This is a genomic window from Nocardioides sp. IC4_145 (assembly GCF_011250565.1).
Classification (GTDB): Bacteria; Actinomycetota; Actinomycetes; order Propionibacteriales; family Nocardioidaceae; genus Nocardioides.
On the sequence record NZ_JAANMS010000052.1, the window covers coordinates 1 to 26,407 of the forward strand.

The 26,407-nt window shown below is 72.0% G+C and carries 21 protein-coding genes; 12 read left to right on the forward strand and 9 right to left on the reverse strand.

Features of this window, described 5'->3' with window-relative positions:
- From G6553_RS18020 to lexA, 4 genes are all read right to left on the reverse strand, one after another.
- The coding region (locus G6553_RS18020; protein WP_166196037.1) for a nucleotide pyrophosphatase/phosphodiesterase family protein at window positions 1-1,290 on the reverse strand (1,290 nt) is incomplete at its 3' end.
- Window positions 1,290-3,023 (reverse strand): alkaline phosphatase D family protein, encoded by a 1,734-nt coding sequence (locus G6553_RS18025; RefSeq protein WP_166196039.1) that lies wholly within the window; start codon window positions 3,021-3,023, stop codon window positions 1,290-1,292. The genes G6553_RS18020 and G6553_RS18025, both read right to left, overlap by 1 nt.
- 81 nt (window positions 3,024-3,104) lie before the next feature.
- The gene (locus G6553_RS18030; RefSeq protein WP_166196041.1) at window positions 3,105-3,875 is read right to left on the reverse strand and encodes a phosphatase PAP2 family protein; all 771 of its coding nucleotides are present in this window, start codon (window positions 3,873-3,875) and stop codon (window positions 3,105-3,107) included.
- A 174-nt stretch (window positions 3,876-4,049) separates the two neighbouring features.
- The gene (lexA, locus tag G6553_RS18035; protein WP_166196043.1) at window positions 4,050-4,772 is read right to left on the reverse strand and encodes a transcriptional repressor LexA; all 723 of its coding nucleotides are present in this window, start codon (window positions 4,770-4,772) and stop codon (window positions 4,050-4,052) included.
- A 169-nt stretch (window positions 4,773-4,941) separates the two neighbouring features.
- On the opposite strand from lexA, the gene G6553_RS18040 reads away from it, so the two are divergent.
- Window positions 4,942-5,721, forward strand: a complete 780-nt coding sequence (locus G6553_RS18040) for an SDR family oxidoreductase (protein WP_166196045.1) — start codon at window positions 4,942-4,944, stop codon at window positions 5,719-5,721.
- Between the two features lie 229 nt (window positions 5,722-5,950).
- A complete protein-coding gene (locus tag G6553_RS18045; protein ID WP_166196047.1) occupies window positions 5,951-6,295 on the forward strand; it encodes a LysM peptidoglycan-binding domain-containing protein in 345 nt (114 codons plus the stop codon).
- A 255-nt stretch (window positions 6,296-6,550) separates the two neighbouring features.
- On the opposite strand, the gene G6553_RS18050 is transcribed toward G6553_RS18045, so the two are convergent.
- The gene (locus tag G6553_RS18050; protein ID WP_166196049.1) at window positions 6,551-6,895 is read right to left on the reverse strand and encodes a hypothetical protein; all 345 of its coding nucleotides are present in this window, start codon (window positions 6,893-6,895) and stop codon (window positions 6,551-6,553) included.
- 143 nt (window positions 6,896-7,038) lie between these two features.
- On the opposite strand from G6553_RS18050, the gene G6553_RS18055 reads away from it, so the two are divergent.
- From G6553_RS18055 to G6553_RS18070, 4 genes are all read left to right on the forward strand, one after another.
- On the forward strand, window positions 7,039-8,067 hold the full coding sequence (locus tag G6553_RS18055; protein ID WP_166196051.1) for an ATP-binding protein: 1,029 nt from the start codon (window positions 7,039-7,041) through the stop codon (window positions 8,065-8,067).
- A gap of 25 nt (window positions 8,068-8,092) precedes the next feature.
- Window positions 8,093-8,659: a uracil-DNA glycosylase family protein gene (locus tag G6553_RS18060; protein WP_166196053.1), complete on the forward strand. Its 567-nt coding sequence runs from the start codon at window positions 8,093-8,095 to the stop codon at window positions 8,657-8,659.
- Between the two features lie 300 nt (window positions 8,660-8,959).
- Window positions 8,960-9,427 carry a transcriptional regulator NrdR gene (gene nrdR, locus G6553_RS18065; protein ID WP_166196055.1) on the forward strand — a complete coding sequence of 156 codons (468 nt, stop codon included), beginning with the start codon at window positions 8,960-8,962 and terminating at the stop codon, window positions 9,425-9,427.
- A gap of 155 nt (window positions 9,428-9,582) precedes the next feature.
- Window positions 9,583-12,495: a vitamin B12-dependent ribonucleotide reductase gene (locus tag G6553_RS18070; protein WP_166196057.1), complete on the forward strand. Its 2,913-nt coding sequence runs from the start codon at window positions 9,583-9,585 to the stop codon at window positions 12,493-12,495.
- Between the two features lie 73 nt (window positions 12,496-12,568).
- On the opposite strand, the gene G6553_RS18075 is transcribed toward G6553_RS18070, so the two are convergent.
- Window positions 12,569-13,438, reverse strand: a complete 870-nt coding sequence (locus tag G6553_RS18075) for a hypothetical protein (protein ID WP_166196059.1) — start codon at window positions 13,436-13,438, stop codon at window positions 12,569-12,571.
- A 126-nt stretch (window positions 13,439-13,564) separates the two neighbouring features.
- Window positions 13,565-16,657 carry a DEAD/DEAH box helicase gene (locus G6553_RS18080; RefSeq protein ID WP_207619972.1) on the reverse strand — a complete coding sequence of 1,031 codons (3,093 nt, stop codon included), beginning with the start codon at window positions 16,655-16,657 and terminating at the stop codon, window positions 13,565-13,567.
- A 169-nt stretch (window positions 16,658-16,826) separates the two neighbouring features.
- Between G6553_RS18080 and G6553_RS18085 the strand changes: the two genes are divergently transcribed.
- From G6553_RS18085 to G6553_RS18105, 5 genes are all read left to right on the forward strand, one after another.
- Window positions 16,827-17,714, forward strand: a complete 888-nt coding sequence (locus G6553_RS18085) for a nuclease-related domain-containing protein (protein WP_166196061.1) — start codon at window positions 16,827-16,829, stop codon at window positions 17,712-17,714.
- Window positions 17,715-17,761: 47 nt separating this feature from the next.
- On the forward strand, window positions 17,762-19,222 hold the full coding sequence (locus tag G6553_RS18090) for a hypothetical protein (RefSeq protein WP_166196063.1): 1,461 nt from the start codon (window positions 17,762-17,764) through the stop codon (window positions 19,220-19,222).
- 495 nt (window positions 19,223-19,717) lie between these two features.
- Window positions 19,718-20,110: an AraC family transcriptional regulator gene (locus tag G6553_RS18095; protein WP_347565795.1), complete on the forward strand. Its 393-nt coding sequence runs from the start codon at window positions 19,718-19,720 to the stop codon at window positions 20,108-20,110.
- Window positions 20,111-20,210: 100 nt separating this feature from the next.
- The gene (locus G6553_RS18100) at window positions 20,211-20,624 is read left to right on the forward strand and encodes a VOC family protein (protein WP_166196065.1); all 414 of its coding nucleotides are present in this window, start codon (window positions 20,211-20,213) and stop codon (window positions 20,622-20,624) included.
- A gap of 170 nt (window positions 20,625-20,794) precedes the next feature.
- Entirely contained in the window at window positions 20,795-23,695 is a 2,901-nt protein-coding gene (locus G6553_RS18105) for an amidase family protein (protein ID WP_166196067.1), read from the forward strand.
- Window positions 23,696-23,886: 191 nt separating this feature from the next.
- On the opposite strand, the gene G6553_RS18110 is transcribed toward G6553_RS18105, so the two are convergent.
- Both G6553_RS18110 and G6553_RS18115 read right to left on the reverse strand, forming a co-directional pair.
- Window positions 23,887-24,522, reverse strand: a complete 636-nt coding sequence (locus tag G6553_RS18110) for an endonuclease (RefSeq protein ID WP_166196069.1) — start codon at window positions 24,520-24,522, stop codon at window positions 23,887-23,889.
- Between the two features lie 38 nt (window positions 24,523-24,560).
- Window positions 24,561-25,364, reverse strand: coding sequence for a hypothetical protein (locus G6553_RS18115; RefSeq protein ID WP_166196071.1), 804 nt, complete (start codon window positions 25,362-25,364; stop codon window positions 24,561-24,563).
- Between the two features lie 345 nt (window positions 25,365-25,709).
- Here G6553_RS18115 and G6553_RS18120 point away from each other — a divergent pair, with 345 nt between their 5' ends.
- Entirely contained in the window at window positions 25,710-26,261 is a 552-nt protein-coding gene (locus tag G6553_RS18120; RefSeq protein WP_166196073.1) for a C40 family peptidase, read from the forward strand.
- Window positions 26,262-26,407 lie beyond the last annotated feature (146 nt).

The window sequence follows — 26,407 nt, forward strand, 5'->3', positions numbered from 1 at the left end:
GTCCCACCCGCCCCGCGGCGCACCACGCAGCCCGAAGAACTCCGCGATCGTCGGCGCTACGTCGACGGTCGTGGCGAGGGTCGACGAGACCGCCTTCGCCGCGGCCGGGTGGCCGCCGCCGATGAAGAACGGGATCGCGCGGGTGGCGGGGTGGCCGTGGTTGCCCGGGATGGGGTTGGCGACGACGTTGGGGTCGCTGAACCGCCAGCCGGCGCGGCAGTACGCCACGACGTCGCCGGCGTTCGGCCCGAGCCGCAGCCGCGGGGAGCGCGCCCGGTCGTGGGCGGACAGGACGCCGGGAGTCGCCCGCGCGACGGCCAGCATCCGCTCGACGCCGCGCTCGCGCTGCTTCGCAGGTCCGGTCCAGTAGAGGAGGTCGGCGCCGCCGTTCTGCGCGACGGCCACCTTCCCGGCGAGGAACGGGTCGTCGGCGAGCGGCGCGGTCAGCGAGACCACCCGGTCCGGCCGCGACCAGTCCATCGAGTGGTCGGCGAGCACGACGACGATCGAGCGCTTCCAGCGGCCGGTCGACTTGAGCATCGACACGAACCGCCCCACCTGCAGGTCGGTCGAGACGAGCGCGGCCCGGCGCAGCACCTGCAACGAGCCGCCGGTCAGGTCGCTGTGCCCGACCCGGTCGACGTCGCCGAGGTTGACGAAGACCAGGTGCGGGTCGAGCTCCTCGACCATCCCGAGCGCGGCCTCCATCGTGAAGAGGTCCGGCGCGTGGTCGGTGACCGGCAGCAGCGGGAACGGCTCCCACCGGTGGGTGGCCCGCTCGCCGAAGATCGTGAACAGGTAGTCCTTGCTCAGCACGGTGCCGGTGCGGAAGCCGTTGCGGTTGAGCCGCTCGATCACCGTGGTGGTGCGGATGTCGCGCGGCCGGCCCATCGTGCGGGTCTCACCGAGCGCGCGGTCGTAGATCTCGTTCGCGGGCACGCCGCTGCGGTCTGGCCGCACGCCGGCCATCATCATCACGTGGTTCGGCAGCGTCTCCATGACGGGCAGCGAGTGCGCCCGCGGGAAGTGCCGGCCGGCGGCCCGCAGCGCCGCGAGGTTGGGCATCAGCCCGCTGTCGATCTCGTCGGGACGGCAGCCGTCGACGACGAGCACGTAGGCGCGGCGGCGGTCACGGTTCCCGGCGGCGTACGCCGGTGAGCCGGCGCCGAGCGCGGTGGAGAAGGTCAGCGCGAGCCCGCCGGCGCCCGCGACCTTGAGGACGGTACGCCGATCGGTCGCGGCGGGCAGGCCGGTGCGGCCGGTGCTGGTGGTGGTGCCGGGCGTGCACATCAGCGCACCGGCCCGTCGACGGCGACGACCTTGTTGGTGCCGGCGCGGGTGGCGAAGGAGCGGGACCAGGTGGCGGGGGTGTCCCGCTCGAAGCGGGACCCGATGACGTACCAGTCCATCTGCACCCGCGCGGGGGTCACGTCGAGCACGGAGTAGCCGTGGGAGTCGAAGTCGAGGTACTTGATGTGCGGGTTGGCCGTCCGGATCACCCGCTCGACGGCGACGCTGGCGGTGCGGGGCGGCACGCCGAGGATGTCCTTGAGGTTGTCGGAGGTGACCGAGGAGCAGACGAACTCCACGCCGGCGGTCTCCGAGGCGAGCGGGTAGAGCCCGCGGTCGAAGGGCAGGTCGCAGGCCCAGCCGGAGTGGATGTCGCCGGTGAGGAAGACGGTGTCCTTGATGCCGCGATCGCGGATGTGGGCGAACAGCTCGCGTCGGTCGTCGGTGTAGCCGTCCCACTGGTCGACGTTGTAGGGCAGGCCGTCCTGGGGGAGCAGCCCGGTGACGTCGTTCACCGGCGTGACGAGGTCGGCCGGGAGTGCCGCGAAGGTGACCGGCGCGATCATGACGGGGTTGCCGACGAGCTTCCACTGGGCGGTGTCCCGGCTGAGCGACCTCTTCAGCCAGCGCATCTGCGCAGCGCCGGTGATCGTCCGGTCGGGGGCGCTGACGGCGGGGTCGAGGGCCGGGATCGCGACCTGCTTGCTGCGGTGGGTGCGCAGGTCGAGCATGCTCAGCTCGGCCAGCGTGCCGAACCGCAGGCGCCGGTAGAGCCGGGTGCCGTCGCCGAGCCGGGCGGTGCCGTCGAGGCGGATCGGCATCCACTCGTCGTACGCCCGGTGGGCGCGGGCCCGGCGTCGCCGCCAGCCGCCCTCGCCGCCCGCCCCGCCGCCGGGCGTGTGGTTCTCGGCGCCGTCGCGCCAGGCGTCGTTCGCGCTCTCGTGGTCGTCCCAGACGGTGATGAACGGCGCGGAGGCGTGCAGGTCCTGCAGGTCGGGGTCGGTCTTGTACTGCGCGTGCCGGCGGCGGTAGTCGTCCAGCGACACGATCTCCCCGGCGGGCTCATGACGGCGGACGATGACGTCCCCGGCGCCGTAGTAGCCGGCGGGGTACTCGTAAAGGTAGTCGCCGAGGTGCAGCACCGCGTGCAGGTCGTCGCGCCGAGCGAGGTGGCGGTAGGCGGCGAAGTGCCCGGCCTGGTAGTTCGCGCAGGAGACCACGCCGAAGCGCAGGTTGCGCGGGGTGGCGTCGGGCGCGGGGGCCGTGCGGGTGCGGCCGACGCGGCTGCGCTGGCCGGCGGCGGTGAACCGGTAGTGGTACCAGGTCGCGGGCCGCAGGCCGGTCACGTCGAGCTTGACGGTGTGGTCGCGCCCGGCGCTGGTGACGAAGGTGCCGCGGCGCACGACGTCCCGGAAGGCGCGGTCGGTCGCGACCTCCCACCGGACCTCGGTGCGCGGCCCCTTGCCCGAGCCGGGCCTTGCCGACGGCGTAGGCGTCACGCGGGTCCAGATCACCACCGCACGCGGCAGCGGGTCGCCGGAGGCCACGCCGTGCTGGAAGACCCGGTGGCGGGGCTTGGCGCCGGGCCGGGCGGGGGAGGCGGCCGAGGACGGGGACAGGGCGGCGGCGGAGCCGGCGAGCGTCGCGGTGCCGAGGCCGGCGGCCCCGGTGGCGACGACGGTGCGGCGGCCGACGCCGGCGGGCGCGGGTCGGCCGGGCTGGGTCGTGGTCACGACCCGACAACGACCACGGTCACCGGACGTGATGCCCGGGCGGTGTGAGCACCGTCTGTTCAGCCGCCGGTCGGGCGCCGGTCAGGCGGACGACGTGGCGGGTTGGTCCTGCGCGGAGCGCTCGTCCAGGCCCGTGCGCGCGTCGAGCCGCCGGCCGAGCCGGACCGCGATGAGGAAGCCGATCCCGATGACCAGCCACCCCGCGACCGCGTCGAGCACCCAGTGGTTGCCGGTGCCGACGATCACGACGGCGGTGATGAGCGCGTGCGCCCAGCCCAGCGAGCGGACCCACGGCGTCCGGGCGTGGAGCTGCACCACGACCGCCACCCACAGCGCCCAGCCCGCGTGCAGCGACGGGAACGCGGCGAGCTGGTTGGTGAGCCCGCCGAGGCCCTTGGGCGCCGACGCGTCGGACCCCCACCAGCCGTCGGCCGCGTGGAGGGACAGGACGTCGACGTACCCGTCGACGAAGCGCGGCGGCGCGGTGGGCAGCAGCAGGTAGAGCGCGAGGCCGACGAGCGTGGCGGCCACCAGGGCCCGCCGCGCCGGCACGTACTGCCGCTCACCGAGCCGGTAGAGCCACACGAGCGCGGCGGCGGTGACGACGTAGTGGGCGGTGGCGTACCAGTAGCTCGACAGCAGGCCGAGGACCTTCATCTCGACGAAGACCTGGTTGAGCGAGGCCTCCCAGTGCAGGCCGATCAGGCGCTCGACGTGGAGCAGCTCCTGCGCCCGGGCGATCGCGGGTCGGAGCGCGTCGTCGGCGAAGAGGCGGGAGCCGCTGTAGAGGACGTAGAGGGTGAGCACCAGCGTCAGCTCGGCCACGCCACGCCGCAGGCGTGGGTACCTCACAGGGTCGCCGATAGTACGCACGGGTCCAAGACTGCCGCATCCGGACCCCGATAAGCATCCGGCTTATCCCCGAGTCGCCCCTCGGATCCGGCTACCCCGACCCGGGCGACGCCGCCCTTCCTGCGCCACGACGGCGACCGGTGGCGCCGCCTTGCACTCCGACGCCGGTCGAGATCACATGCGGCGCAGGACCGCGGTGACCTTGCCGAGGATGGTGGCGTGCGTGCCGTCGATCGGGTCGTACGCCGCGTTGTGCGGCAGCAGCCAGACCTTGCCGTCCTTGCGCTGGAAGGTCTTGACCGTGGCCTCCCCGTCGATCATCGCGGCCACGATCTCGCCGTTGTTCGCCGTCGGCTGCTGGCGGATGACGACGTAGTCGCCGTTGCAGATCGCCGCCTCGACCATCGAGTCGCCGGAGACCTCCAGCAGGAACAGCTGGCCGTCGCCGACCAGCTGCTTGGGCAGCGGGAAGACGTCCTCGACGCGCTCCTCGGCCAGGATCGGGCCGCCGGCGGCGATCCGGCCGACGACCGGGACGTACTGCGCCTCGGGCACCAGGTCGCCCACGCCCGTCTCGTCGGCCGAGCCGTCCTCGGCGCTCGACATCGCCCGCCGCGCGGCCATCACCTCGGGCAGGAACACCTCGAGGGCGCGCGGGCGGTGCGGGTCGCGCTTGAGGAAGCCCTTCTCCTCCAGCACCTTCAGCTGGTGCGCCACGCTCGAGGAGCTCGTGAGGCCGACCGCGTCGCCGATCTCGCGCATGCTCGGCGGGTAGCCGCGTCCCTCGATGCTGTCGCGGATGTGGGCGAGGATCCGGGTCTGGCGCGGGGTCAGACCGGTGACGTCGGGCGCGCCGTCGGGCATCTCGGTGACCTTCGGGCCGGGGTTCTTCGCCATGAGGGGGTGCCTCTCGGGGTAGCGGGGTGGCGGACTGCGGGTGCTGCGCTGGGGCTGGACAGCACCGTAGGGCTTCCGGCGTCCGTGTTCAAACACCTGTTCGAAGGCGTGTCGCGACCTGTGGACAGCCGGGTCCGCCGGCGGGCGGGTCGCTGGTTGGATCGACGTCATGGACACCACCAGCTGCGTCGTCACCGGAGGGGCCCGCGGCATCGGCCGCGGGATCGCCGAGCTCATGGTCGCCCGCGGCCACCAGGTCGTCGTCACCGACGTCGACGCTGAAGGTGCGGAGCGCACCGCGCGGGAGATCGGCGCGGTCGCCGGGCTCGGCCAGGACGTCCGCGACGCCGGCTCGCACGCCGAGGTCGCCGAGGTCGCCGCGCGGCACGGTGACCTGGTGGCGTGGTTCGCCAACGCGGGCGTGGGCGACGACGGCGCGCTGGCGGAGCTGACCGACGACCAGGTGCGCCGCCTCGTCGAGGTCAACCTGCTGGGCGCGGTCTGGAGCACCCGTGCCGCGCTCGCGGCCTTCGGGCCCCGCGGCGGCGACGTCGTGCTCACGGCGTCGCTGTCGGGCCTGGGTCCGGTCCCCGGTCTCTCGCTGTACGCCGCCACGAAGGCCGCGGTCGTCTCGCTCGCCTCCTCGGTCTCCCTCGAGGCGCCGCGCGGGGTGCGCGTGCACGCGCTGTGCCCCGACGGCGTCGACACGGCGATGGTCGCCGAGATGAGCCAGGACGGCACCGCCAAGCGGCTGGTCACCTCCGGTGGCCGGATGCTGACCGTCGAGGAAACCGCGCAGGCGGCGGTCGACCTGGTCGGCTCCCGCCGGGTGCTGCGCACGCTGCCCGGCTGGCGCGGCGCCGCGATGCGCATCGGGCAGCTGGCTCCGTCCGCCTCCAAGCCGGCGCTCGCCGTCTTCGCGCTGCAGGGGAAGCGTCGCCTGCGCTGATCCTCTGCTGATGTCGCACCGAGGGCTGGGGCCCTCGCGACACGCTCGAACATCTGTTCGTCCTGACCCTTGATTCGTTCGAACACGTGCTCTACGGTCGTACACATGTTCGATCGAACGTCCGCTCGATCGTCGTCCGCGCCACCCACTGTCGGTGGCCGCGGTTAGACATCGCTCAGACCGAGATCGACACGACCAGGCTGACCGCCGCTTCCCCAGGAGGTCCCTCATGAGCACCATCACCGCCCCCCGCGTCCCGTACGCCGCGACCCCCGCCCGCTCGTCGGTGCGGCTCACCCGCCGCGGCCGCCTGACGGTGTTCCTCCTGGCGCTGGCCGCCGTGCTCGCGGCCGGCATCTTCATCGCCGCCGGTTCGGTGGCCACCGAGGAGGCCGGCACGCCAGAGCCGACCCGGGTGGTCATGGTCGGCACCGGCGAGACCCTCTGGGGCATCGCGGCCGAGCTGGCCGAGGACGGCGATGTCCGCTCGACGATGAGCGAGATCGAGCGGCTCAACGCCCTCGACTCCGCCGTGCTCGACGCCGGCCAGCGCCTGGTCGTCCCGGTCGACTGAGGGGCCGAGCACCACACCACACACGTCGCCAGCCGCTTCGACCCCGGCTGGCGAACCGGGGAAGACAGGGGCGGGGCCGTTCGCGGCCCCGCCCCTGCGGTGTCTCCAGGTCCGGTCGCGGCTCGCTGAGGTGCCGGCTCGGGTCGTGAGGTTCATCGGGGCCCCGACAGACCTCACGGATCCCCGATGAAATGTCGTCGGGGGTCCGGCAGGTTCATCGGGGCCCCGACAAACCTCGCGGCCAACCAGAAAAGCTCAGCGAGCGGCCCGCCGGCCACCGGGAGCGGCCGGCTGGTCGGGCTCGGTCTCCTTCGGCGGGGGCGGCGGGGAGGTGATGCCGAGCTCGCGGAGCAGTCGGGCGACGAGCATCAGGCCGGCGAAGAGGCAGGCGACCGCGCCGACGGAGGCCAGCGCGAGGAACGCCCAGGCCGCGGACTCGCCGCCCCGGGCGGTCGCGCCGAAGTCGATGGCGGCGTACACGAGGTAGCCCCAGGCGACGACGAGCAGCGTGATGCCGAGCGCAAGGAGGGCCAGCCGCGGGGAGAAGCCGGTCCGGCGCTTGGCCCCTCGCCTCGCCCCCGCCCGCTTGCCCGTCGCCACGGGGCCATCATCGCTGATCGGCGGCCGCACTGCGCGCCCGACCCGCAGGCCGCGGGCGACGGCGCACGAGGACTCGACCGGTCGGTCCGAACGCGGAGCGATCGTGCCGCCCCGGAACGCCGCGAAAGCCTTACGCTGTCACCGTGCAGGGCGATGTGGGGACCTCGTCGGTGCCGGGCGTGGGCCTCGGCGCGGCGACCGGACCCATGCCGATGCTCGACCCGTTCCTGCAGAACGCCCACGACGTCGACCAGGTGACCCGCGCCGTGCTGGCTGTGGTGGCCGGCGGTCCGTCGGTGCTGCGGGCCGCGCTGGCGCTGAGCGAGGGCGGCGGCCGGCGGCTGCGCTTCGTCGACAGCGCCCGGGCCGCGGACCAGGCGGACCTGGACTGGTGCCACATCGACGCCTACGACGACGTCCCGCTCACGGACGTGGTCCGCACCGGCGAGGCCGTGTGCGGCGGCGTCGACGGCTTCGCCGGGCGCTACGCCGACTTCGTGCAGGACCTGCGCGACCGGGGGGTCGCTGCGCTGGCGGCGCTGCCGCTGCCCGGGACGGGCTCGCCGATCGGCGGGCTGCTGGTCTACCTCGACGACCGGTCCGCGCTCGACGACCGCAGGATCGCGACCCTCACCTCGATCGCCCGCCGCGCCTCGGACGCCGTACGCCGCGTGCGGCTCGTGTCGGGCCGTCAGGGGTCCGACGCGGTGCCCCAGGAGCCGGCCGTGCCGGAGGGCGCGCTGACGACGAGCGTCCTGCTCGAGGGCAACCCGCGGGCGACGGGCGCGGCGCGCCGGTTCCTGCGCGAGCACCTGCGCGCCTGGGGCGTCGACGACGAGGCGGTCGACGACGCCCAGCTGTGCCTGTCGGAGATCGTCACCAACGCCGTCGTCCACGCCGGCACGGCCTCCGAGCTGCGGGTGGTGCTCGACCACGGCGTACTTACCGTGACGGTCCGCGACCTCGGCGGCATGGGGAAGCCCAGTGCGGGGGAGGCGCACCCCTCGGAGGACCTCGACCCGCTGCGCGTCTACGGCCGCGGCCTCCAGCTGGTCGACGCGCTCGCGGACCGCTGGGGCTCCGAGCGCGACCCGATCGGGACGACGGTGTGGTTCGCACTGGAGCGCGCGGGCGAGCCGGCGGATGCATCCGGGGCGGTCACCGCCGGCTGAGCGCCCGCCGCCGGTCCGTCCGGTCGTGCGGCTGGAACGTGTGCGGGTACGCCGCCCCGGTCACCGGCCGCGCGTGGTGATGGTCCTGCCGCCGATCGTGGCGCCCGAGCCGGTCGTCGTGTTCTGCGGGCTGGCGGGTGCGGCGAGCACCAAGCACCGCGACCACTACTACGAAGGGCCGGGCAACAGCTTCTGGTCCTCCCTGCACCTGTCCGGCTTCACCGCCCGCGAGCTCGCGCCGCACGAGGACCGCCTCCTCGCCGAGCCGGTGGACGGGACGCCGATGGGTCTGACCGACCTCGTCGGCCACTGGAACCCCCGCTGGGTCGAGATCGACCGGCTCGTCGAGCAGATGAAGACCTGGCAGCCGGAGTGGCTCGCGATCACCGGCAAGGGCGCCGCCGCCGAGGCCGGCAAGGCGCTGGGCCGCCGCGGCCGCCCGCACCTGGGCGTGCAGGACTGGTACGTCGGTCCCGCCCAGGTCTTCGTCCTGCCTGGGCCCTCGGGCGCCAACCAGCGCCGCGACTACGACGGCCGTCCCAACCGCCTCTCGTGGTGGCGGGACCTCGCGATGATCTGCGGCGTCGGCTGATCCGCCCGGGTCTCGCAGGCCCCTGACCTGCGCGTTCTCCGACTGGTCCGGACCGGTCTGCCCGGACTTCGGGGGAGACACGCCGATCGGGTTGCGCCTTGCTCTGGCCCGGCGTACGGTTCCACCACATCTAGTACTTACACGGATGTAGTTATCCACATCTAGTGCACAGCACGAGGGTGGAAGCCACACAGAAGGCCCGTTGTTCTACACAGTGACGGGCCGGATATCCCCAGATCGTCCACAGGTAACGACGCCCTCTCGAGGGTGTCTCGAGCGCGCCCGGAAGGAGGCCCCGAGATGCACTGCCCCTACTGCCGCGGCACCGACACCCGGGTCCTCGACTCCCGGGTCGCCGACGACGGCGGCTCGATCCGCCGGCGGCGTACCTGCTCCTCGTGCTCGAAGCGGTTCACGACCATCGAGCAGATGCAGCTGACCGTGCTCAAGCGCAGCGGGGCGACCGAGCCGTTCACCCGCGAGAAGGCCGTCGCCGGCGTCCGCAAGGCCTGCAAGGGCCGGCCGGTCTCCGAGGACGACCTGGCCTGCCTCGGGCAGGCTGTCGAGGACGCGCTGCGCCTCTCCGGCGCCGCGGAGATCCCGGCCCACGAGGTCGGCCTGGCCATCCTCGGCCCGCTCCGTGCGCTCGACGAGGTCGCCTACCTGCGGTTCGCGAGCGTCTACCGCGCCTTCGCCAGCGCTGACGACTTCGAGCGCGAGATCGCCGCGCTCCGAGCGGACCGCCCCACCCCCCAGCCCACGGGCTGACCACAGACCGCCCGGCACGTAGTGGGGAAGCTGCGTGCCGGGCGCACCACCTCAGCAGGACCCACGCCAGCCAGGCACAGCAGGACCTGTCCCACCGCACTGTCGGTGGTGGCAGCAAGGATCGAAGAAACCACCTCGAGAGACGGGACCAGAGGATGACGGAGACGGTGAGCGGCGCTGCCACCAGCGGCGCAGCAGAAGGCGGCAAGGGACTCACGCTCGAGCGCGTGTTCAGCACGCCGGGTGTCCACCCCTACGACGAGATCACCTGGGAGCGTCGCGACGTCGTCCAGACGAACTGGAAGACCGGCGAGGCCGTCTTCGAGCAGCGCGGCGTCGAGTTCCCCGACTTCTGGTCGGTCAACGCCTCCACCATCGTCACCACCAAGTACTTCCGCGGCGCCGTCGGCACCGACGCCCGCGAGTGGAGCCTCAAGCAGCTCATCGACCGGGTCGTGAAGACCTACACGAAGGCCGGCCGCGAGCACGGCTACTTCGCCGCCGACGCCGACGCCGAGGTCTTCGAGCACGAGCTGACCTGGCTCCTGGTCCACCAGTACTTCTCGTTCAACAGCCCCGTCTGGTTCAACGTCGGCACCCCGTCGCCGCAGCAGGTCTCCGCCTGCTTCATCCTCTCCGTCGACGACTCGATGGACTCGATCCTGAACTGGTACAAGGAGGAGGGCTTCATCTTCAAGGGCGGCTCCGGCGCCGGCCTGAACCTCTCCCGCATCCGCTCCTCCAAGGAGCTGCTCTCCTCCGGCGGCACCGCCTCGGGCCCCGTCTCCTTCATGCGCGGCGCCGACGCCTCCGCGGGCACCATCAAGTCCGGTGGCGCCACCCGCCGCGCGGCGAAGATGGTCGTCCTCGACGTCGACCACCCCGACATCGAGGAGTTCGTGCAGACCAAGGCGCGCGAGGAGGACAAGATCCGCGCCCTGCGCGACGCCGGCTTCGACATGGACCTCGGCGGCGCCGACATCACCTCGGTGCAGTACCAGAACGCCAACAACTCCGTCCGCGTCTCCGACGAGTTCATGCGTGCGGTCGAGGACGGCACCGAGTTCGGCCTGCGCGCTCGGATGACCGGCGAGGTCATCGAGAAGGTCGACGCCCGCGACCTGTTCCGCAAGATCGCCACCGCCGCGTGGGAGTGCGCCGACCCGGGCCTGCAGTACGACGACACGATCAACGACTGGCACACCAACCCCGAGACCGGGCGGATCACCGCGTCCAACCCGTGCTCGGAGTACATGTCGCTCGACAACTCCTCGTGCAACCTCGCGTCGCTGAACCTGCTGAAGTTCCTCAAGGACGACGACACCTTCGACGCCGAGCTGTTCGCGAAGGCGGTGGAGTTCATCATCACCGCGATGGACATCTCCATCTGCTTCGCCGACTTCCCGACCGAGTCGATCGGCCAGACCACCGTCGACTACCGCCAGCTCGGCATCGGGTACGCCAACCTCGGCGCCCTGCTGATGGCGATGGGCCTCGGCTACGACTCCGAGGGTGGCCGCTCGATGGCCGCGACCATCACCTCGCTGATGACCGGCACCTCCTACAAGCGCTCCGCCGAGCTTGCCGCGATCGTCGGCCCCTACAACGGCTACGCCCGCAACGCCGACGCCCACAAGCGGGTCATGCGCAAGCACCAGGCGGCCAACGACACCGTCCGGACGCTGCACACCAACGACCAGGCCGTGCACCGCCTCGCCACCAAGGCGTGGGCCGACGTCATCGCCCTGGGCGAGACCAACGGCTTCCGCAACGCGCAGGCCTCGGTGCTCGCGCCCACCGGCACCATCGGCTTCATGATGGACTGCGACACCACCGGCATCGAGCCCGACTTCTCCCTGGTGAAGTTCAAGAAGCTCGTCGGCGGCGGCTCGATGCAGATCGTCAACCAGACGATCCCGCGGGCGCTGAAGAAGCTCGGCTACCAGCCCGAGCAGGTCGAGGCGATCGTCGCCTACATCGGCGAGCACGGCCACGTGATCGACGCCCCGGGCCTCAAGCAGGAGCACTACGAGGTCTTCGACACCGCGATGGGTGCCCGCGCGCTCAAGCCGATGGGCCACGTGCGGATGATGGCCGCGGCACAGCCGTTCCTCTCCGGCGCGATCTCCAAGACCGTCAACCTGCCGGAGACGGCCACGGTCGAGGAGATCGAGGAGGTCTACCTCCAGTCGTGGAAGCTCGGCCTGAAGGCGACCGCGATCTACCGCGACAACTGCAAGGTCGGCCAGCCGCTGGCCGACGGCGGCGGCAAGGCCAAGAAGGACGCCGCCGACGCGGCGGCGGCCACCGAGGCCGCGGCGACCAAGGTCGTGGAGAAGGTCGTCTACGCCCCGACCCGCAAGCGTCTGCCGAAGTCCCGCGTCTCGCGCACCACCTCCTTCACCGTGGGTGGCGCCGAGGGCTACATGACCTCGGGTGCGCACGACGACGGCGAGCTCGGCGAGATCTTCCTCAAGCTCGGCAAGCAGGGCTCGACGCTGGCCGGCGTGATGGACGCGTTCTCGATCGCGGTCTCGATCGGTCTGCAGTACGGCGTCCCGCTGGAGACCTACGTCTCGAAGTTCACCAACCTGCGCTTCGAGCCGGCCGGCCTCACCGACGACGCGGACGTCCGGATGGCGCAGTCGATCATGGACTACATCTTCCGCCGCCTCGCCCTGGACTACCTGCCCTTCGAGCAGCGCTCCGCCCTCGGCATCTACTCCGCCCAGGAGCGCCAGCGCCACCTCGAGACCGGCTCGTACGAGCCGGTGGAGGAGACCGGCGGTGCCGCCGAGCTGATCGAGTCCGGCCCGACCTCCCAGGCCGTCGTCGAGGCCGAGGTCGCCGACGACACCGAGGTCGAGACCAAGGACACCCGCGGCGCCGAGGCCCGCGAGGTCCCGGCGAAGCAGGCCAAGGACGCTCACACCACCGCCGAGCTCCTGGAGAAGATCAGCGGCACCGCGATCGACTCCCCGCTCTGCTTCACCTGCGGCACCAAGATGCGCCCCGCCGGCTCCTGCTACGTCTGCGAGGGCTGCGGCAGCACCTCCGGCTGCAGCTGACAGCTAGCTGCGCTCGCACGACGGCCCCGACACCGCCAGGTGTCGGGGCCGTCGTTGCTTGGCGGTCAGGAGCTCACACGCCGCTGCACAGCAGAGCCGGGTCGCCGACAGCGGGCCATGCGTTTAGTCCCTCCGGTGAAGTGTTCACCAGTTGCAGCCCGGTCCGATAGGGGAGTGGGAGCGGAACCATGACCGGCTCATCCATCCCGGGGGCCAAGGACGAGGACTGGAAGACCGGTACGTCGTCGGCTGTGACACTCACGACGCCGCTCGATCCATCTGCCGATGAATCGCTCAGGCCGAGGATTCCTCGGAGAGCCTTGCAGTGCCGGCCCGGGGTGAAGCGGGCCTCCCACGCGGCAGCACGTGTGTAGGGTCCCCAGCCGCTGTAGCGGAAGCCGTTGATGGTGAAGTTGCTGAAGAGCAGCCCGCTCGTCTCGTAGTACGGCGTGTACTCGCGCAGCGGGGTCCACCGCCACACCTTCGTCGAGGACGGCCTGGACTTCACAGTCTTCGCCTCCTTGTAGCTGACGACCGCGCGGTAGCGCTCGACGTTGAGGGCGGTCGCGATCGCCTTGAACGTGATCTGCCGCCTGCCCCGAACGCCAACTGTCTTGACGTCCTCCCACGACGGTTCGCCGTAGTAGAGAGGCACGTCTAGCTTCTGCAGCGTCAGGTTGCCGGCTCGTGCCGGTGACTTGATCGTCGCGGTGAGTCGGTACCGGTCGCCCTCGTTGACCTCTCTCGACGAACCCACGAGCATGACGCCGCGGGAGAGGGCCGGCTTGGCAGCGATCATGCCCACCACTTGACTAACGGCGGGCGGACTCGTCTGCGCGCCCGCCAGCTCGACCGTGCCCATCACAATGCAGGTCGCGAGCACTGCTCCGACGCCGACAGCGCTTCGAATCTTCCTTGGCATCTCGACCCTTCCGGTCAGCAACAGCGTGAGTCTCGGCCGAGTACCTGACCTACCTGGGCGGTAGTCGGGGTCTCTCCGTCGCTGCTGCGCCCAAGCTCGCCCTATGGCGGCGGGATGTTCGCTAGCCGAGCACTAGCGGAGTGCCGGTCAACGGGCCGCGAGCGTCGCCGACGCCAGGAAGTCCGCTGGCATGGCGTGACTCAGTCGCCACGTGATGGCGATCGGTCGGTCACCCTGGTGAGCGGCATAGGTGACGGGCCCGAGGAGGAGGTATGGAGACGTGCCGAACTCGTCCCTTTGCTCATGCCGAACGAAGAGCAGCACCGTGCTGCCGCCGGTGAGATAGCGCTGCCCGGTCGCTGAGGTGACCGACGTCGTTGACTGCGATTCCCAGTGGAAGGTGTGCGCGTCGATCGGATAGTCGCGGTACATCGTCGTGGGGGAGAAGTCGGCCTCGCTCTTCTTGAGCGTGACAAACAGGATGTCGACGTTGAGGTCGGTGGAGTACGCCACGCCTTGCATGACGCTCGTGGGCTTTCGCGTCAGCGAGGCGTAATCGAGCGCCGCGAGGATCTCTTCACGCTGGTAGCGGCCATGCACGCGCAGCGGGACCTGCGCCAAGTCGCCCCCGAGCTCGATCGTCTGGTGCCGTGCAGCGTCGAAGGAAAGGTCGACGATCGCGGAGGCTTCGTCGGCAACGTGACGCAGCTCCGCAGCAGCTCGCAAGCCTTCGTCGTACGTCCCGGGCTCAGCGCTCGGGTAGAGCGAGAAGAACAGCATCCGTGCGAGTCGTCGTTCGCCAGCTGAGAGGTCCTCGTACCGCGCGGCGTCCGGGTCAAGCAGGCGGCGGTAGGCCGACGCGCGGACCGGGTCGTCGACATGGGCGAGCGCCCGCATGCGCTTCAACAGCGCAGACTCACCGGCGGTGGGCTCGTCGCGGATGACACGGGCGTCACGCTGCAACGTTGTCCAGGACTTCTGGCCGGCTTTCAGCACGTCGGCGAGCTCGAGATCCGCTTCGCGCAGGAAGGTGGGCAGGTCGTGCTCGGGGTGTCGTCGTAGCTCGGCAACCATGTCGCGCCACCGGTTCGCCACTTGGCCGCGGATGTTCTCGAGGACGATCTGCTGAGCTTGTCGATCCATCACGATCTGGCATCCGGAGGGAAGGAGCGGGAAGCCGCGTTCGACCTCGCGTTCGAGTCCCTTGCGGGTCTGCCCGGTGAGCGCGCGAAGCTTCAGATCGAAGCGAAATTCTCTGCGGTGATAGCCGACGAAGTCGAGCACCGTGAGCACGGCCTTGTCGCGAGTGCGCCGCAATCCTCGGCCGAGCTGCTGCAGAAAGACAGTCGAGCTCTCCGTAGGGCGTAGAAACAGCACGGTGTCGATGTCGGGCACATCGACGCCCTCGTTGAAGACATCGACCGTGAAGATGGCCTGCACCTGGCCGGCGCGCAGATCCGTCAGCGCCTGCTCGCGCTCTGCCTGCGGCGTACGGCCGCTGACGGTGGCCGAACTGATTCCGGCGGCGTTGAAGGTGCGCGTCATGAACTCCGCGTGAGCCACGCTGACACAGAAGCCTAGAGCGCGCATCGAGCCGGGGTCGGAGACCTTGTCGCGCAGCTGGCTGAGGATGAGTGCGGCGCGGCGGTCGTTGCCCGTGTAGACGTTCTCGAGCTCGGCGTCGTCGTACCGCCCCAGCTTCCAGCTCACCCGGCGCAGGTCGGTGCCGTCGGCCACCGCGAAGTAGTGGAAGGGGCACAGCAGGTCTGCGCCGAGGGCATCCCAGAGACGTAGTTCAGCTGCGACGCGGCCCCCGAAGAACGTCCGCACGTCGACGCCGTCGGCGCGCTCGGGGGTCGCGGTGAGCCCCAGCAGCTCGCGCGGGGCCAGCTGGTCCATGAGTCGGCGGTAGCTCGCCGCCTCGGCGTGGTGGAACTCGTCGATAACCACGACGTCGAACGCGTCCGCCGGGATGTTGCCGACACCATGCGAGTTCAGCGACTGGATGCTGGCGAAGACATGCGTCCCGCGCTCGGGCCGCTTGCCACCGACGTACAGCTCACCGAAGTTCGCGTCGGTCAGCACCTCCCGATAGGTCCGGACCGCCTGTTCGAGAATCTCGCGGCGATGCGCGACGAAGAGCAGCGACGGTCGTTCGCTTCCGGTGCAGAGCCGGCGATAGTCGAGTGCGGCCAGCACGGTCTTGCCGGTCCCGGTGGCCGCCACCACCAGGTTGCGGTGCCGACCGTGCGTCTCCCGCTCGGCCTCGACCGCATCGAGCATCTGCTGTTGGTACGGGTACGGCCGGACCTCGAGGCCGGAGAGGCTGATCGTCACCCTCTGGTGCTGTGTGCGCCCGGACGCCTCCGCCAGGGCGTCATCGAGGCGGTCACGATCTCGGTTGGGGTCGTAGGCCTCGAAGCTGGGGTCGTGCCAGTAGGTGTCGAACGTGGCGCGGAACTTATCGAGGAGCGCGCCGGTGCCGACCGACGAAAGCCGGACGTTCCACTCGACCCCGTCGAGCAAGGCAGCGCGCGAGAGGTTGGAGGAGCCGACGTACGCCGTGTGGAACCCGGTCGCTCGGCGGAACATCCAGGCCTTCGCGTGGAGCCGCGTCCGTGCCGAGTCGTATTGAATCCGCACGTCGGCACCGAAGTCCTGCACCAGTCGGTCGAGCGCGCGACGCTCGGTGGCACCCAGGTAGGTGGTGGTGAGGATACGCAGGGGTGCCCCCCGGTCGCGGAGCCGCGTCAACTCGCTCTCAAGCAGGCGCAGACCATGCCACTTCACGAAGGCGCACAGCAGGTCGACTTCGTCGCTCGTGTCGATCTCTGCGCGCAGCTCCGCGCCGAGGTTGGGCTCGTCCCGAGTGTTGGTGAGCAGGGCTGCTTCGGTCAGGGGAGTGTTTGGCCGTGTGGGCCCCATCGGCGGGGCGGCCCCAAGGGGACGCGGTCGCGCCACTCGCAGAAGCCGTCGAGTCGGCTGTGCCAGCGGGTCAGCCGCGGCGTCCTCGAGTTGTACCAACAGGTCGTTCACGATGCGGCGGCGCTGCTCGGAATCCTGAGTCGAGGCCAGCAGGCGCTTCGTCGCGTCGTACACGTGCCGCGCCAGGACATGAGGCTCGTGAATAGCGTCGACGCCGCCCACCTGTGCCGCGCTTCCAAGGTCCTCGACTTCGGAAGCGAGCGAGGCCGTCACCAGCGATTCGTACAAACCGGCGGGCAAGGCGTGGCTACTCATCGCGGACAGCTTCACGTATGTCAGCGGCCTCTCGCAGGTCTTTCGCCTGCTCGGGTGGGTCAGGCCTGCCAGCCGATCGGCGGAGATAAGCGCATACCCCAGACAGCGTTCTCGCCCCGTGTCTTTACTTCCGAGGGTCCGCACCCCTGACGACGTGAGGAGACGCTCCATGGCTGGAGAGTCCGCCCGCGACATGGCTCAGCGCCAACGCGAGAAGTCCGAGCGGCTGGCCAAGTCCGCAGAGAAGTGGGAGCGCGGCGCCGAGGGCGAGGAAGCAACTGGGCGGGCACTCGGAGTGCTTCCGGCAGCCGAATGGACCGTCTTCCACGATCGGCGCTGGCCTGGCCGCAAACTCGCCAACGTCGACCACGTGGTGGTCGGCCCACCAGGCGTCTTCGTCATCGACAGCAAGAACTGGACCGGCAAGGTCGAGGTGCGAGACCAAGTTCTGCGGCAGAACGGATACAAGCGCGAGCGAGAGGTGGCCTCCGCAGCTGAATCTGCCATCGCCATCTCCCTGGTGACGCCCGATCTCTCGGCCGGCCTGGCGGTGCCGGTGTTGTGCTTCGTGCGCGAGGAGCCTTTGAGTGGCTGGGCTCGTGACGTGATGGTGTGCTCCACCGCCAACGTGGTGGTGATGTTGAAGAGCCGGCCGCCCCGACTGGACGAAGCGCAACGGCGCCAGATCTGCGTCGGGCTTGATCTCGCGCTCGCTCAGGCGAGTGCACCGGGCGCGGCGGCTCATGGGCCCTTCCGAGCGCCCGTCCAGCCACAACCACGGCCCTTGCCCGCACCGCGTCAGTCGCGCGGCGGCAAGGCGCGTCGGCGTACCAAGCCGTCAGCGGTGGGCCAGCTGCTTCGCTTCGCAGTTGCAGCGTTGGCGCTGCTCTTTGTCGTGTCCTCGGGACTCCTGCCGGCGGCTGGTCAGTGGTTCGGCGAGCACCTCACCCAGCAGATCGCGCCGGAGCCCACGAAGGAGTCGAAACCGAAACCGAAGCCCAAGCAGGAACGGCAGAACAAGAAGCCGGCGAAGCAGGAAGGCGGCGACGGCAGCTAACCCAGGGGTGGTGCCTCCGCGGCGTGCGCCCGGGCAGGATGTCGAGCATGGCCGACGAGCAGCACGGACTGGTGTTCCCGAGCGACGAGGAAGGTCGTCGCAGCACGACCGCGGTGGGGCGGGCGGTGGTGGCGGATGCGCTGCGGCCGGCGGACCAGGTGGGGGCGCGGGCGGCGGAGCGGGAGACGGCGTGGCGCGGGGAGTACCTGCTGTACTTCCGCCGGCTCGTCGAGGCCGGGCTCGGGTCGCCCGAGGACGCGGTCGGCATCGCGGGGGCGGGGCTGGAGTCGCTGCACGAGCGGATGAGGGTGCTCGGCGACGACGGCGAGGTGCCGCTGGCCGAGTGGCCGACCGGCAGCGGAGGGACGACGAGCTTCGACCAGGTCGAGGTGGACGGCACGGGGGAGCGGGTCGACGAGCTCGTGCTGCCGTACCGGGGCGACCGGCTCCGCGGCGACGAGATCAGGCGCCAGGTCGACCGGTGGGTCGAGGCCGGTGTGGTCGAGCCGTCGGTGGCCGAGGCGGTCGGCGCGGTGCTGGCCAACCCCGACTGGCTGCGGCTCGAGGGGCACACCGTGGCGGTCATCGGCGCCGCGTCCGAGATGGGACCGCTGCAGGCGCTGACCCGCTGGGGCGCGCGGGTCGCAGCCGTCGACCTGCCCGAGGCGAACCTGTGGGACCGCGTGGCCGAGACGGCGAGCGCCGGCGCGGGCACCGTGGTAGCGCCGCGCGCAGCCGGCCAGGTGAGCGGCACGCCGGGGGCCGATCTGCTCGCCGACGTACCGGCTCTGTCCCAGTGGCTGGCCGACCAGCCGGGCACGCTCGTCGTCGGCAACTACGTGTACGCCGACGGCGCGACCAACGTCCGCGTCAGCACCGCCGTCGACGAGCTCAGCCGTCGCCTCCTGAGCAGCAGGGACGACGTGGCACTGGCGTTCCTCGCCACGCCGACCGACGTGTTCGCGGTGCCGGGGGAGGCGGTGGCGCAGGCGACGGAGCGGTACGAGACGCGGTCGCGCGCCGCCAAGACGATCGGCCGCCCACTGCGGGCCGCGTCGGGCGGTCGGCTGTTGCGCCGTCCCTACGCGCCCGACACGGCACCGGGCGTCAACGACTCGCTCGTGCCGCAGCAGGGTCCCAACTACGCGCTGGCCAAGCGGCTGCAGCGCTGGCGCGCGACGGTCGCTCGCCACGAGGGCGCGACCGTGTCGATGAACGTCGCCCCGCCGACCCGCACCCGCTCGGTGGTCAAGAACCGCGCCCTCGCCGCGGCGTACGCCGGCGCCCACCGCTTCGGCGTCGAGGTCTTCGACCCCTCGACCTCCAACGTGCTGATGGCCGCGCTGCTCGTCCACGACCTGCACACCGGCGGCGGCCCGCGGCACGAGCACCCCTGGCAGGACGAGGCGTACGCCGCGGCGCACGGCGGGCTGTGGCGCACGGCGTACGCCCCGCGCAGCGCGCTCGGCCTGGCCGCGCTGCTGGGGATGGGCGCCGCGCGGGGATGAGGCCACCGGCCCGGCCCCTGCGCAACGCCCTGCTCGCAGGCTGCTACCTCGGCCTCGGGGCCGCTCGGCTTCGGCCTCTCGGCCTACGCCGCTGACGGCCTGCTCGACCTGCTGGCCGGCGTCCTGCTCCTCCTGCTGGCCGTGTCCGGCCTGCTGCTGGTCGCCGTCGACAGCGCCTACGCGCGCCGCCGTCCTGGAGCGACGACGAGTACGGCGCCGTCCGGCGCGTCCGGCCCCGGCAGCGCACGAGCACCCGCGTGCTGTGGCAGCGGGAGCCGACGGGACGGTGCGGCACCGTCGCGGTGGACAGTCGCACCTGGCCGCCGACTCCCGCGTGATCGCGGCGGTCGTCGGCCGGTGCGTCGCGGAACCCGTCCACCGGCGCCGGCTCGGCACGCCAGAGGGGCTCGCCCAGGTCGCGGCCCTCGGGGCCTCGGGCCCGTCGCGGCCGTGACGGCGGTGGTGCGCGGCTGAGCCCCATGGTGGGATGACGCCGTGAGCCGCGCCGCGGAGGAGACGAACCGGCGGTTGCTGCGGGCCCGCGACCTCATGGACCGCAGCTACGCCGAACCGCTGGACCTGGCCACGCTCGCGCGGGTCGCCCTCGTCTCGGAGTCGCACTTCATCCGCACCTTCCGCGACGCGTTCGGCGAGACGCCGCACCGCTACCTGCAGCGCCGCCGCGTCGAGCGGGCGGCGTGGCTGCTGCGCAGCACCGACCGCAGCGTCACCGACATCTGTCTCGACGTCGGCTTCACCAGCCTCGGGACCTTCTGCCGGGTCTTCCGCGACATCATCGGCGAGACCCCGACGCAGCACCGGCGTCGCGGGCCGCTCGGCCCGGTGCCCAGCTGCTTCGCCCGGGCGTGGATGCGACCGATCGGCTGAGCAGCGGGCGGACGGACGGCAGGCGGGCGGGCAGGCGGGCAGGTGGACGCAGCGATTTCGGAGAAGCGCTCGGGCAGGCAGCGGCCCTAGCGTCGGCGCCATGATGAAACGACTGAACATCTCTGGCATCTACGTCCTCGACCAGGACCAGGCCCTCGACTTCTACGTCGGCAAGCTCGGGCTTGAGGTCGACAGCGACGTCGACCTCGGCTTCATGCGCTGGCTGACGGTGCGGGTGCCCGGCGACCCCGACCACAAGATCCTGCTCGAGCGGCCCGGCCCGCCCTCGATGAACGAGGAGACGGCCGAGCAGGTGCGTGCGATGGTCAGCAAGGGCGCTGCCGGCGGACACCTGTTCTTCGCCGTCGACGACGCGCACGCGACGTACGCCGAGCTGCAGTCGCGCGGCGTCGAGCTCACCGAGGAGCCGACCGATCAGGCGTACGGCATCGACTTCGGGCTGCGCGACCCCTTCGGCAACCACGTGCGGATCGCGCAGCTGAAGGAGGACTGACCGGGCGACCGGCTGACCGGAACGTTCACACGAACGGGTTGCTCCGCCACGGTCCCGTAACAGGCGGGCAACGTCGGCGTCCCTCCTCCTCGCTTGGCTCCTGCTCGACCGGCGACACCGCTGGTCGGGAGACCGGCCGATCCCCTCCGGCCGGTGCGAAGGAGCGACGAATGACGAACACCCAGAAGGCGAGGACCGCGCGCCGCCGGACGGCACGCCGGGCGGTCCCGTCCCTCGCCGCGGCCGCCCTGGCCGCCGGCACGCTGACCGTCGGGACGCTGGCGGCGACGACCGCTCCGGCGGCTGCGTACAACTACGTCCCCGCCGGCGCCGGCGACCGGTGGGGCGTCCACGACGCCGCCAACCCCGGCCTCGACACCGGCAGCGTCCGCGACACCACCGGCGGCGCCCTCCAGGGGTACGGAGGCCTGCGCGTGGAGGTCGAGGGCGGCACCAGCCGGCTCAACGGCATCCTGCTGCGCGGCTTCGGCCTGACCTACGACGGCCGCGAGACCTTCACCTCCACCCGCGGCGTCGAGGTCGACGGCGTCGTGGTCCGCCGCGAGCTGGTCGTGCCGGCGGGGCAGTCCTACGGCCGGTTCCTCGACTCGTTCACCAACACCACCCGCAAGCCGGTCACCGTCCTGGTCGCCTTCGGCGGGCAGGTCGGGTACGACACCGGCGAGAACCAGTCCGAGCTCGGCAGCACCGGCGACGGCGACACCGCGATCACCGCCGCGGACGGCTGGGCGTCGTGGCACACGCCGACGACCGCGGCCGGCGGCCCGAGCCAGAACGGCCCGTCCGCCACCGTCTTCGGCACCCCCGGCGAGGCCGATGCGCTCACCCGGATGGGCACCTTCCTCCACGACCCGTTCGACACCCCGCTGCCGACCGACGGCGACGAAGCGAACCACCCCGGCTTCGTCACCACGCTGACGATCGCGCCGGGCGACACCGCGTCGCTGCTGCGGTACGTCGTCACCGGGATGCCCGAGGGACGTGCCGTGGCCGGCGCGACCCGCCCCGCGGGCAGCGAGGTCGCAAAGGTCGAGGGCCTCGCCGCGACCCTCGCGGGCCTGCCGGCCGTGGCCGGGCTGACCCTCTCCGAGCTGTGCTCGGTCGCCAACTTCGACCCCGCCGCGCTCGGGATCGACGAGGCCGACTGCGCCCAGGCGCCGCAGGTGCCCTTCGCGGGCGGGGCGACGGGGGCCGTGAGCGCGACGACCGCCGCGACCACCTCGTCGTACGACGTCGTGGGCAAGACCATCACCGAGCTCGTCGCGGACCTCGAGGCCGGCCGGACCAGCTCCCAGCAGATCGTGCGCGCCTACCTCGACCGGATCGCGGCGTACGACCAGGGCCCCGTCGGCCTGCACTCGGTCATCACCGTCGCCCCCGACGCGATGGCGCAGGCGCGTGCGGCGGACAAGGCGCGCAAGGCCGGCGACAAGCGGCCGTTCCTCGGCATCCCGGTGCTGGCCAAGGACATCATCGACACCAAGGACATGCCGACCACCGGCGGCTCGCTGGTCTTCGACGGCTACCAGCCGGAGGAGGACGCCTTCCAGGTCGCGAGGATGCGCGAGGCCGGGGCGATCATCCTCGGCAAGGCCAACCTCGCGGAGTTCGCCAACGACGGGCACTACAGCCCCAACGCCTACGGCATGGTCTGGAACGCCTTCGACCCCTCGCGCAGCTCCATCGGCTCCAGCGGTGGCTCCGCCGTCGCGGTCGCCTCGAGCTTCGCGGCCGCCGCCTGGGGCACCCAGACCGGTGACTCGCTGTGGGGCCCGGCCGGCGCCGCCAGCCTCTACTCGCTGCGCGGCACCGACGGCATGCAGTCCAGTGGCGGCACCATGCCGCTGACGCTGATCCAGGACTACGTCGGCTGGATCGCCCAGTCCATCGAGGACCTCGCCATGCTGCTCGACGTCACCGCCGTCGACAACCCCGACGACGTGCTCGACGACGTCGCCAACGGCCACCGGCCGACGGACTGGGGCACGGCGCTCAAGCCCGGAGCGCTGAAGGGGAAGGTCATCGGCGTCCCCGAGACCGCCTTCGACGACCCGTTCGGCACGACCGCGGTGAGCGACGTGCTGGAGGCGCAGTTCGCCAACTTCGAGAAGGCCGGCGCCACGATCAAGGTGGTCCCGGACTTCGACGACGCGCCGGAGCGCGGTGACTACGGCGACCTCGGCTACGAGGGCTGGGCGCAGTGGATCGACGCGCACCCGGACAACCCCTACACGCTGCCCGAGCAGATCACGCACAACCCGCTGCGGGTGCCCTACCAGCGGCGGGCGGGGGAGTACACCGGCACCGGCCGGATGACCTACCAGCAGCAGCGTGACTTCGAGGCCTACCGGGCGACGTACCGCGACAACATCGCCGCCTGGATGGACGAGAACGGCGCCGACGCGATCCTCTACCCGGCTGAGCTGAGCGAGATCCACCTCAACGACTCGATCAACCCCAGCTTCGGCCGCAAGGACCCGCAGTCCTCGGCCGCCGGCGTGCCGACGGTCATCTTCCCGGCCGGCACCACCGAGAACGGGAGCCCGGTCGGCTTCCAGCTCCAGGGCAAGGCATTCCAGGACGCCGAGCTGATGGGCATGGCCTACGCCTTCGACAAGGTCGCGGAGGGCCGGGTGCTGCCGAAGTGGACGCCGCCGCTGCGGTACGACGCCGACGCGGTGCCGCCGCCGGTGACCGACGCCGACCCGCTCCCGCAGCCCACGCCCGCCAAGCTGCGCCTGACCGTGCTCGAGCGCTCGGTCCGCGCGACCCTGCCGGCGAACGGCAAGGCGCGGGTCCGGCTGCCCGTCGGCTGCGCCAGCGTCGGCGCGACCTGCACCGGCCGCGCCGTGGTCACCCTCGGCGGCACGAAGGTCGCCCGGCAGGCCGTCCGCGTGGCACCCGGCGCCCGCCGGACCGTCACGGTGAAGCTGCCCGCCGCCGCCACGAAGAAGCTGCGCCGCGGCAAGACCGTCACGCTCCGCGTGCGCTTCGCCGGCACCGGTCGGACCGCCGGCAGCACGCCGGTCCGGGTGGCGGTGCGCCGCTGATCTGGCCCTGACCCTCCCGTCACGCGGGCGAGCGGCGCCGTCCTCCTGCGGGCGGCGCCGCTCGTGCGCGCAGGGGTGGATGGGGTCGGGGGCGAGGGGCGTCAACGATCGTTCAATTGCGCCGTTGTAGCGGAGTGAGAGCGCTTCCACCCGACGACAACCCAGCAATTGAACGACTGTCGACGCGGGGCTCAGGCCTCCCGCACGCCCTCGACGACGTCCTTGTCGCGGGCGGCGCGGACGCAGGCGGCGACGAGCCGCGGCAGGTCCTCGGGGGGAACGAGGTCGGCCAGCTTCTCCGGGTCGGTGGGGAGGCCGAGCCGGTCGGCGCCCTTGGCGGCCAGCTCGTCGACGTACGGCGCGACGTCGGGCCACACGCCCTGGACCTCACGCAGGAAGATCGCCGCTCCGGCCGGGCCGATGCCGGTGAACTCCTGCAGCGCGTCCTCGAGCGCAGGCACGCCGTCGCACCGCTCGTGCATGCGGCGCAGGTCGCCGGAGAAGTCGTCGAGCACCTTGGCGGCGAGCCCGTGGAGCTGGGTGGAGGTCCGCTCGTCGTAGCGGCGGTAGCCGCTGCGGCCGAAGGCGGCGATGAGCGACCGGCGCTGGGCGTCCCGCGTGCGCTCGGGCGTGGTGCAGCCGGCGTCGAAGAGCTCGCGCGCCGCCGCCACCGCGATGCCCGAGCTGATCCGCGCCGAGAGCAGGAGGCTCAGCACGAGCAGCTGCCACAGCGCCGCCGGCTTGTCGTCGATCCTGATGCCGGCGTCCTCGGCGTACGTCGTGCCGTGCTGCTCGAGCAGGGCGCGGGCGATGTCGCGGTGACTCATCGCCGGTGGGGTACCCGACCGCTCCGGCGTTGAGCCGGTCAGGGGGTGGTCGCCGGGCTCGGCAGGGGAGCGCTCGGCACGGAGGTGGGCGTCGGCGCCTCCGGGGTCGGCTCCAGCGACGGCTCCTCGGTCGGCTCCTCGCTCGGCACCTCCGCGGACGGCTCGTCCGAGGGCGCAGCGTCGTTGCTCGGGCCGGTGCTGCCCGACGGGTCGGTCGGCGGGGGCTGCCGGTCGCCGTCGCGGTCGCCACCGTCGCCCGAGCCCGAGCCGCCGCCGGTGATGCGGCTGATGGTGGTGCCGCCGTCGGAGTCGGAGCCACCGGTGTAGGAGGAGACCGTGCGGCCGGTGAGCGCCTCGAAGACGCTGATCACGATCACGACCAGCAGGAAGAGCCCGCCGGCGACCAGGGCGATCCGCTTCCAGGGCAGGACCGCGAGCCGCTCGCGCCAGGTGGGGGCCGCTGCGTCGGGGGTGTCCGGGTCGAGATCGTCGGCGACGGCGTCGAGCTCGTCGGCGGCCTCGGCGAGCCTGCGCTCGGCCCGCGGCAGCTGGGCGGCGTCCCCGTGCCGTGCGGCACGGCGTACCTCCGTCTGCGCCTGGCCCACCTTGTGCAGCGCGCGCTCCTGGGCCGCCGCGAGCCTGGCCTTCGAGCGCGCCAGGCCCTGGGTGTAGACCGCCGTGCCGACCGTCGCGGCGATGCTGCCAAGCGCGGCGCCGATGAGGGTGCCGGCGGCGCCGAGGGTCGAGAGCAGGACCGCGGTCGTGATCGCGGCCAGCGCGCCCGCGATCGTGCGGACCCAGTCGATGTCGAGCCCGGGGGCGGAGGTGTCGTCGTGAGCCATCCCTGTCGACGGTACCGACGTCCGCACGCACCTCCGCCCCGACCGCGGGTGAGGAGGGTCACGGGCGCGTCGGCTGGGTGAGAGCGCTCTCGGATGTGACCGTGGGACGTCGCCCGTGCCGATGCGCGGGCATGACCATGCCGAACCTGGACCGCGCCGAGGCCCGTCACGTCGCCAGGTGGACACCGATCACAGGAAGCAGAGACGGGCACGGGAGACCCAGGCAGCACGCCCACCACCGCTCCGGCGGCGGCGGGCTCGGGGTGAAGCCGAGCAGCGCTCGGCCGGGCACGGCGCCCGAACCCGACAGGACCACTTCCGCAGGCGATCGCCGAGGAACGACCCTTGAACCACGCCCTCACCGGCGCGCTGCTGCGCGCCCGTCTGCTCTTCGTCGCCCTCACCGCGGCGCTCACCCTGAGCCTCGCGGTCGGCATCAGCCCCCTCTCGCCGACCGCCACCGCGGCCCCGGCCGGCGCCTCCGCCGGCGGGGAGAAGCTGCACGAGCAGAGCACCGCGAAGAAGACCCGCAAGAAGCGGCCCTCCCGCGGCGAGCGCCTCCTGCGCGTCGCCCGCCGCCAGAACGGCGACCCCTACGCCTGGGGCGCCTCCGGCCCGCACCGGTTCGACTGCTCCGGGCTGACCCAGTTCGTCTACCGCGTCGCCCTCGGCGAGCGGCTCCCGCACTCCTCGCGCGCGCAGGTCGGCCGCACCGAGCGGATCAGCCGCGCGGCCGCCCGCCCCGGCGACCTGGTGTTCTTCCACGACCGCGGCGGCGTCTACCACGTCGCGGTGTACGCCGGCGGCAACCGCATCTGGCACGCGCCTGGCACCGGCAAGCGCGTCACCCGCGCGCAGATCTGGACCCGCAGCCACTTCTTCGGACGGGTGCGCTGACCCTCGAGCACGCCTGACGTACCACTGACCGGGACCACCCGGCGTACGCCTCTCCCCGGGCCTCGGATGCTGCATCCGAGGCCCGGGTCGTGCTCGGGGGACGGACGGAGGACGAGATGGTGCCGAGCGGCGGACGGCTGCGGGGG

Bases quoted from the DNA above. Each gene is read 5' to 3' on its own strand.
- lexA (WP_166196043.1), bottom strand. From the start codon at position 4,772: ATGGCGAAGAACCCCGGCCCGAAGGTCACCGAGATGCCCGACGGCGCG.
- G6553_RS18040 (WP_166196045.1), top strand. From the start codon at position 4,942: ATGGACACCACCAGCTGCGTCGTCACCGGAGGGGCCCGCGGCATCGGC.
- G6553_RS18045 (WP_166196047.1), top strand. From the start codon at position 5,951: ATGAGCACCATCACCGCCCCCCGCGTCCCGTACGCCGCGACCCCCGCC.
- nrdR (WP_166196055.1), top strand. From the start codon at position 8,960: ATGCACTGCCCCTACTGCCGCGGCACCGACACCCGGGTCCTCGACTCC.
- G6553_RS18070 (WP_166196057.1), top strand. From the start codon at position 9,583: ATGACGGAGACGGTGAGCGGCGCTGCCACCAGCGGCGCAGCAGAAGGC.
- G6553_RS18080 (WP_207619972.1), bottom strand. From the start codon at position 16,657: ATGAGTAGCCACGCCTTGCCCGCCGGTTTGTACGAATCGCTGGTGACG.
- G6553_RS18085 (WP_166196061.1), top strand. From the start codon at position 16,827: ATGGCTGGAGAGTCCGCCCGCGACATGGCTCAGCGCCAACGCGAGAAG.
- G6553_RS18090 (WP_166196063.1), top strand. From the start codon at position 17,762: ATGGCCGACGAGCAGCACGGACTGGTGTTCCCGAGCGACGAGGAAGGT.
- G6553_RS18100 (WP_166196065.1), top strand. From the start codon at position 20,211: ATGATGAAACGACTGAACATCTCTGGCATCTACGTCCTCGACCAGGAC.
- G6553_RS18105 (WP_166196067.1), top strand. From the start codon at position 20,795: ATGACGAACACCCAGAAGGCGAGGACCGCGCGCCGCCGGACGGCACGC.
- G6553_RS18110 (WP_166196069.1), bottom strand. From the start codon at position 24,522: ATGAGTCACCGCGACATCGCCCGCGCCCTGCTCGAGCAGCACGGCACG.
- G6553_RS18115 (WP_166196071.1), bottom strand. From the start codon at position 25,364: ATGGCTCACGACGACACCTCCGCCCCCGGGCTCGACATCGACTGGGTC.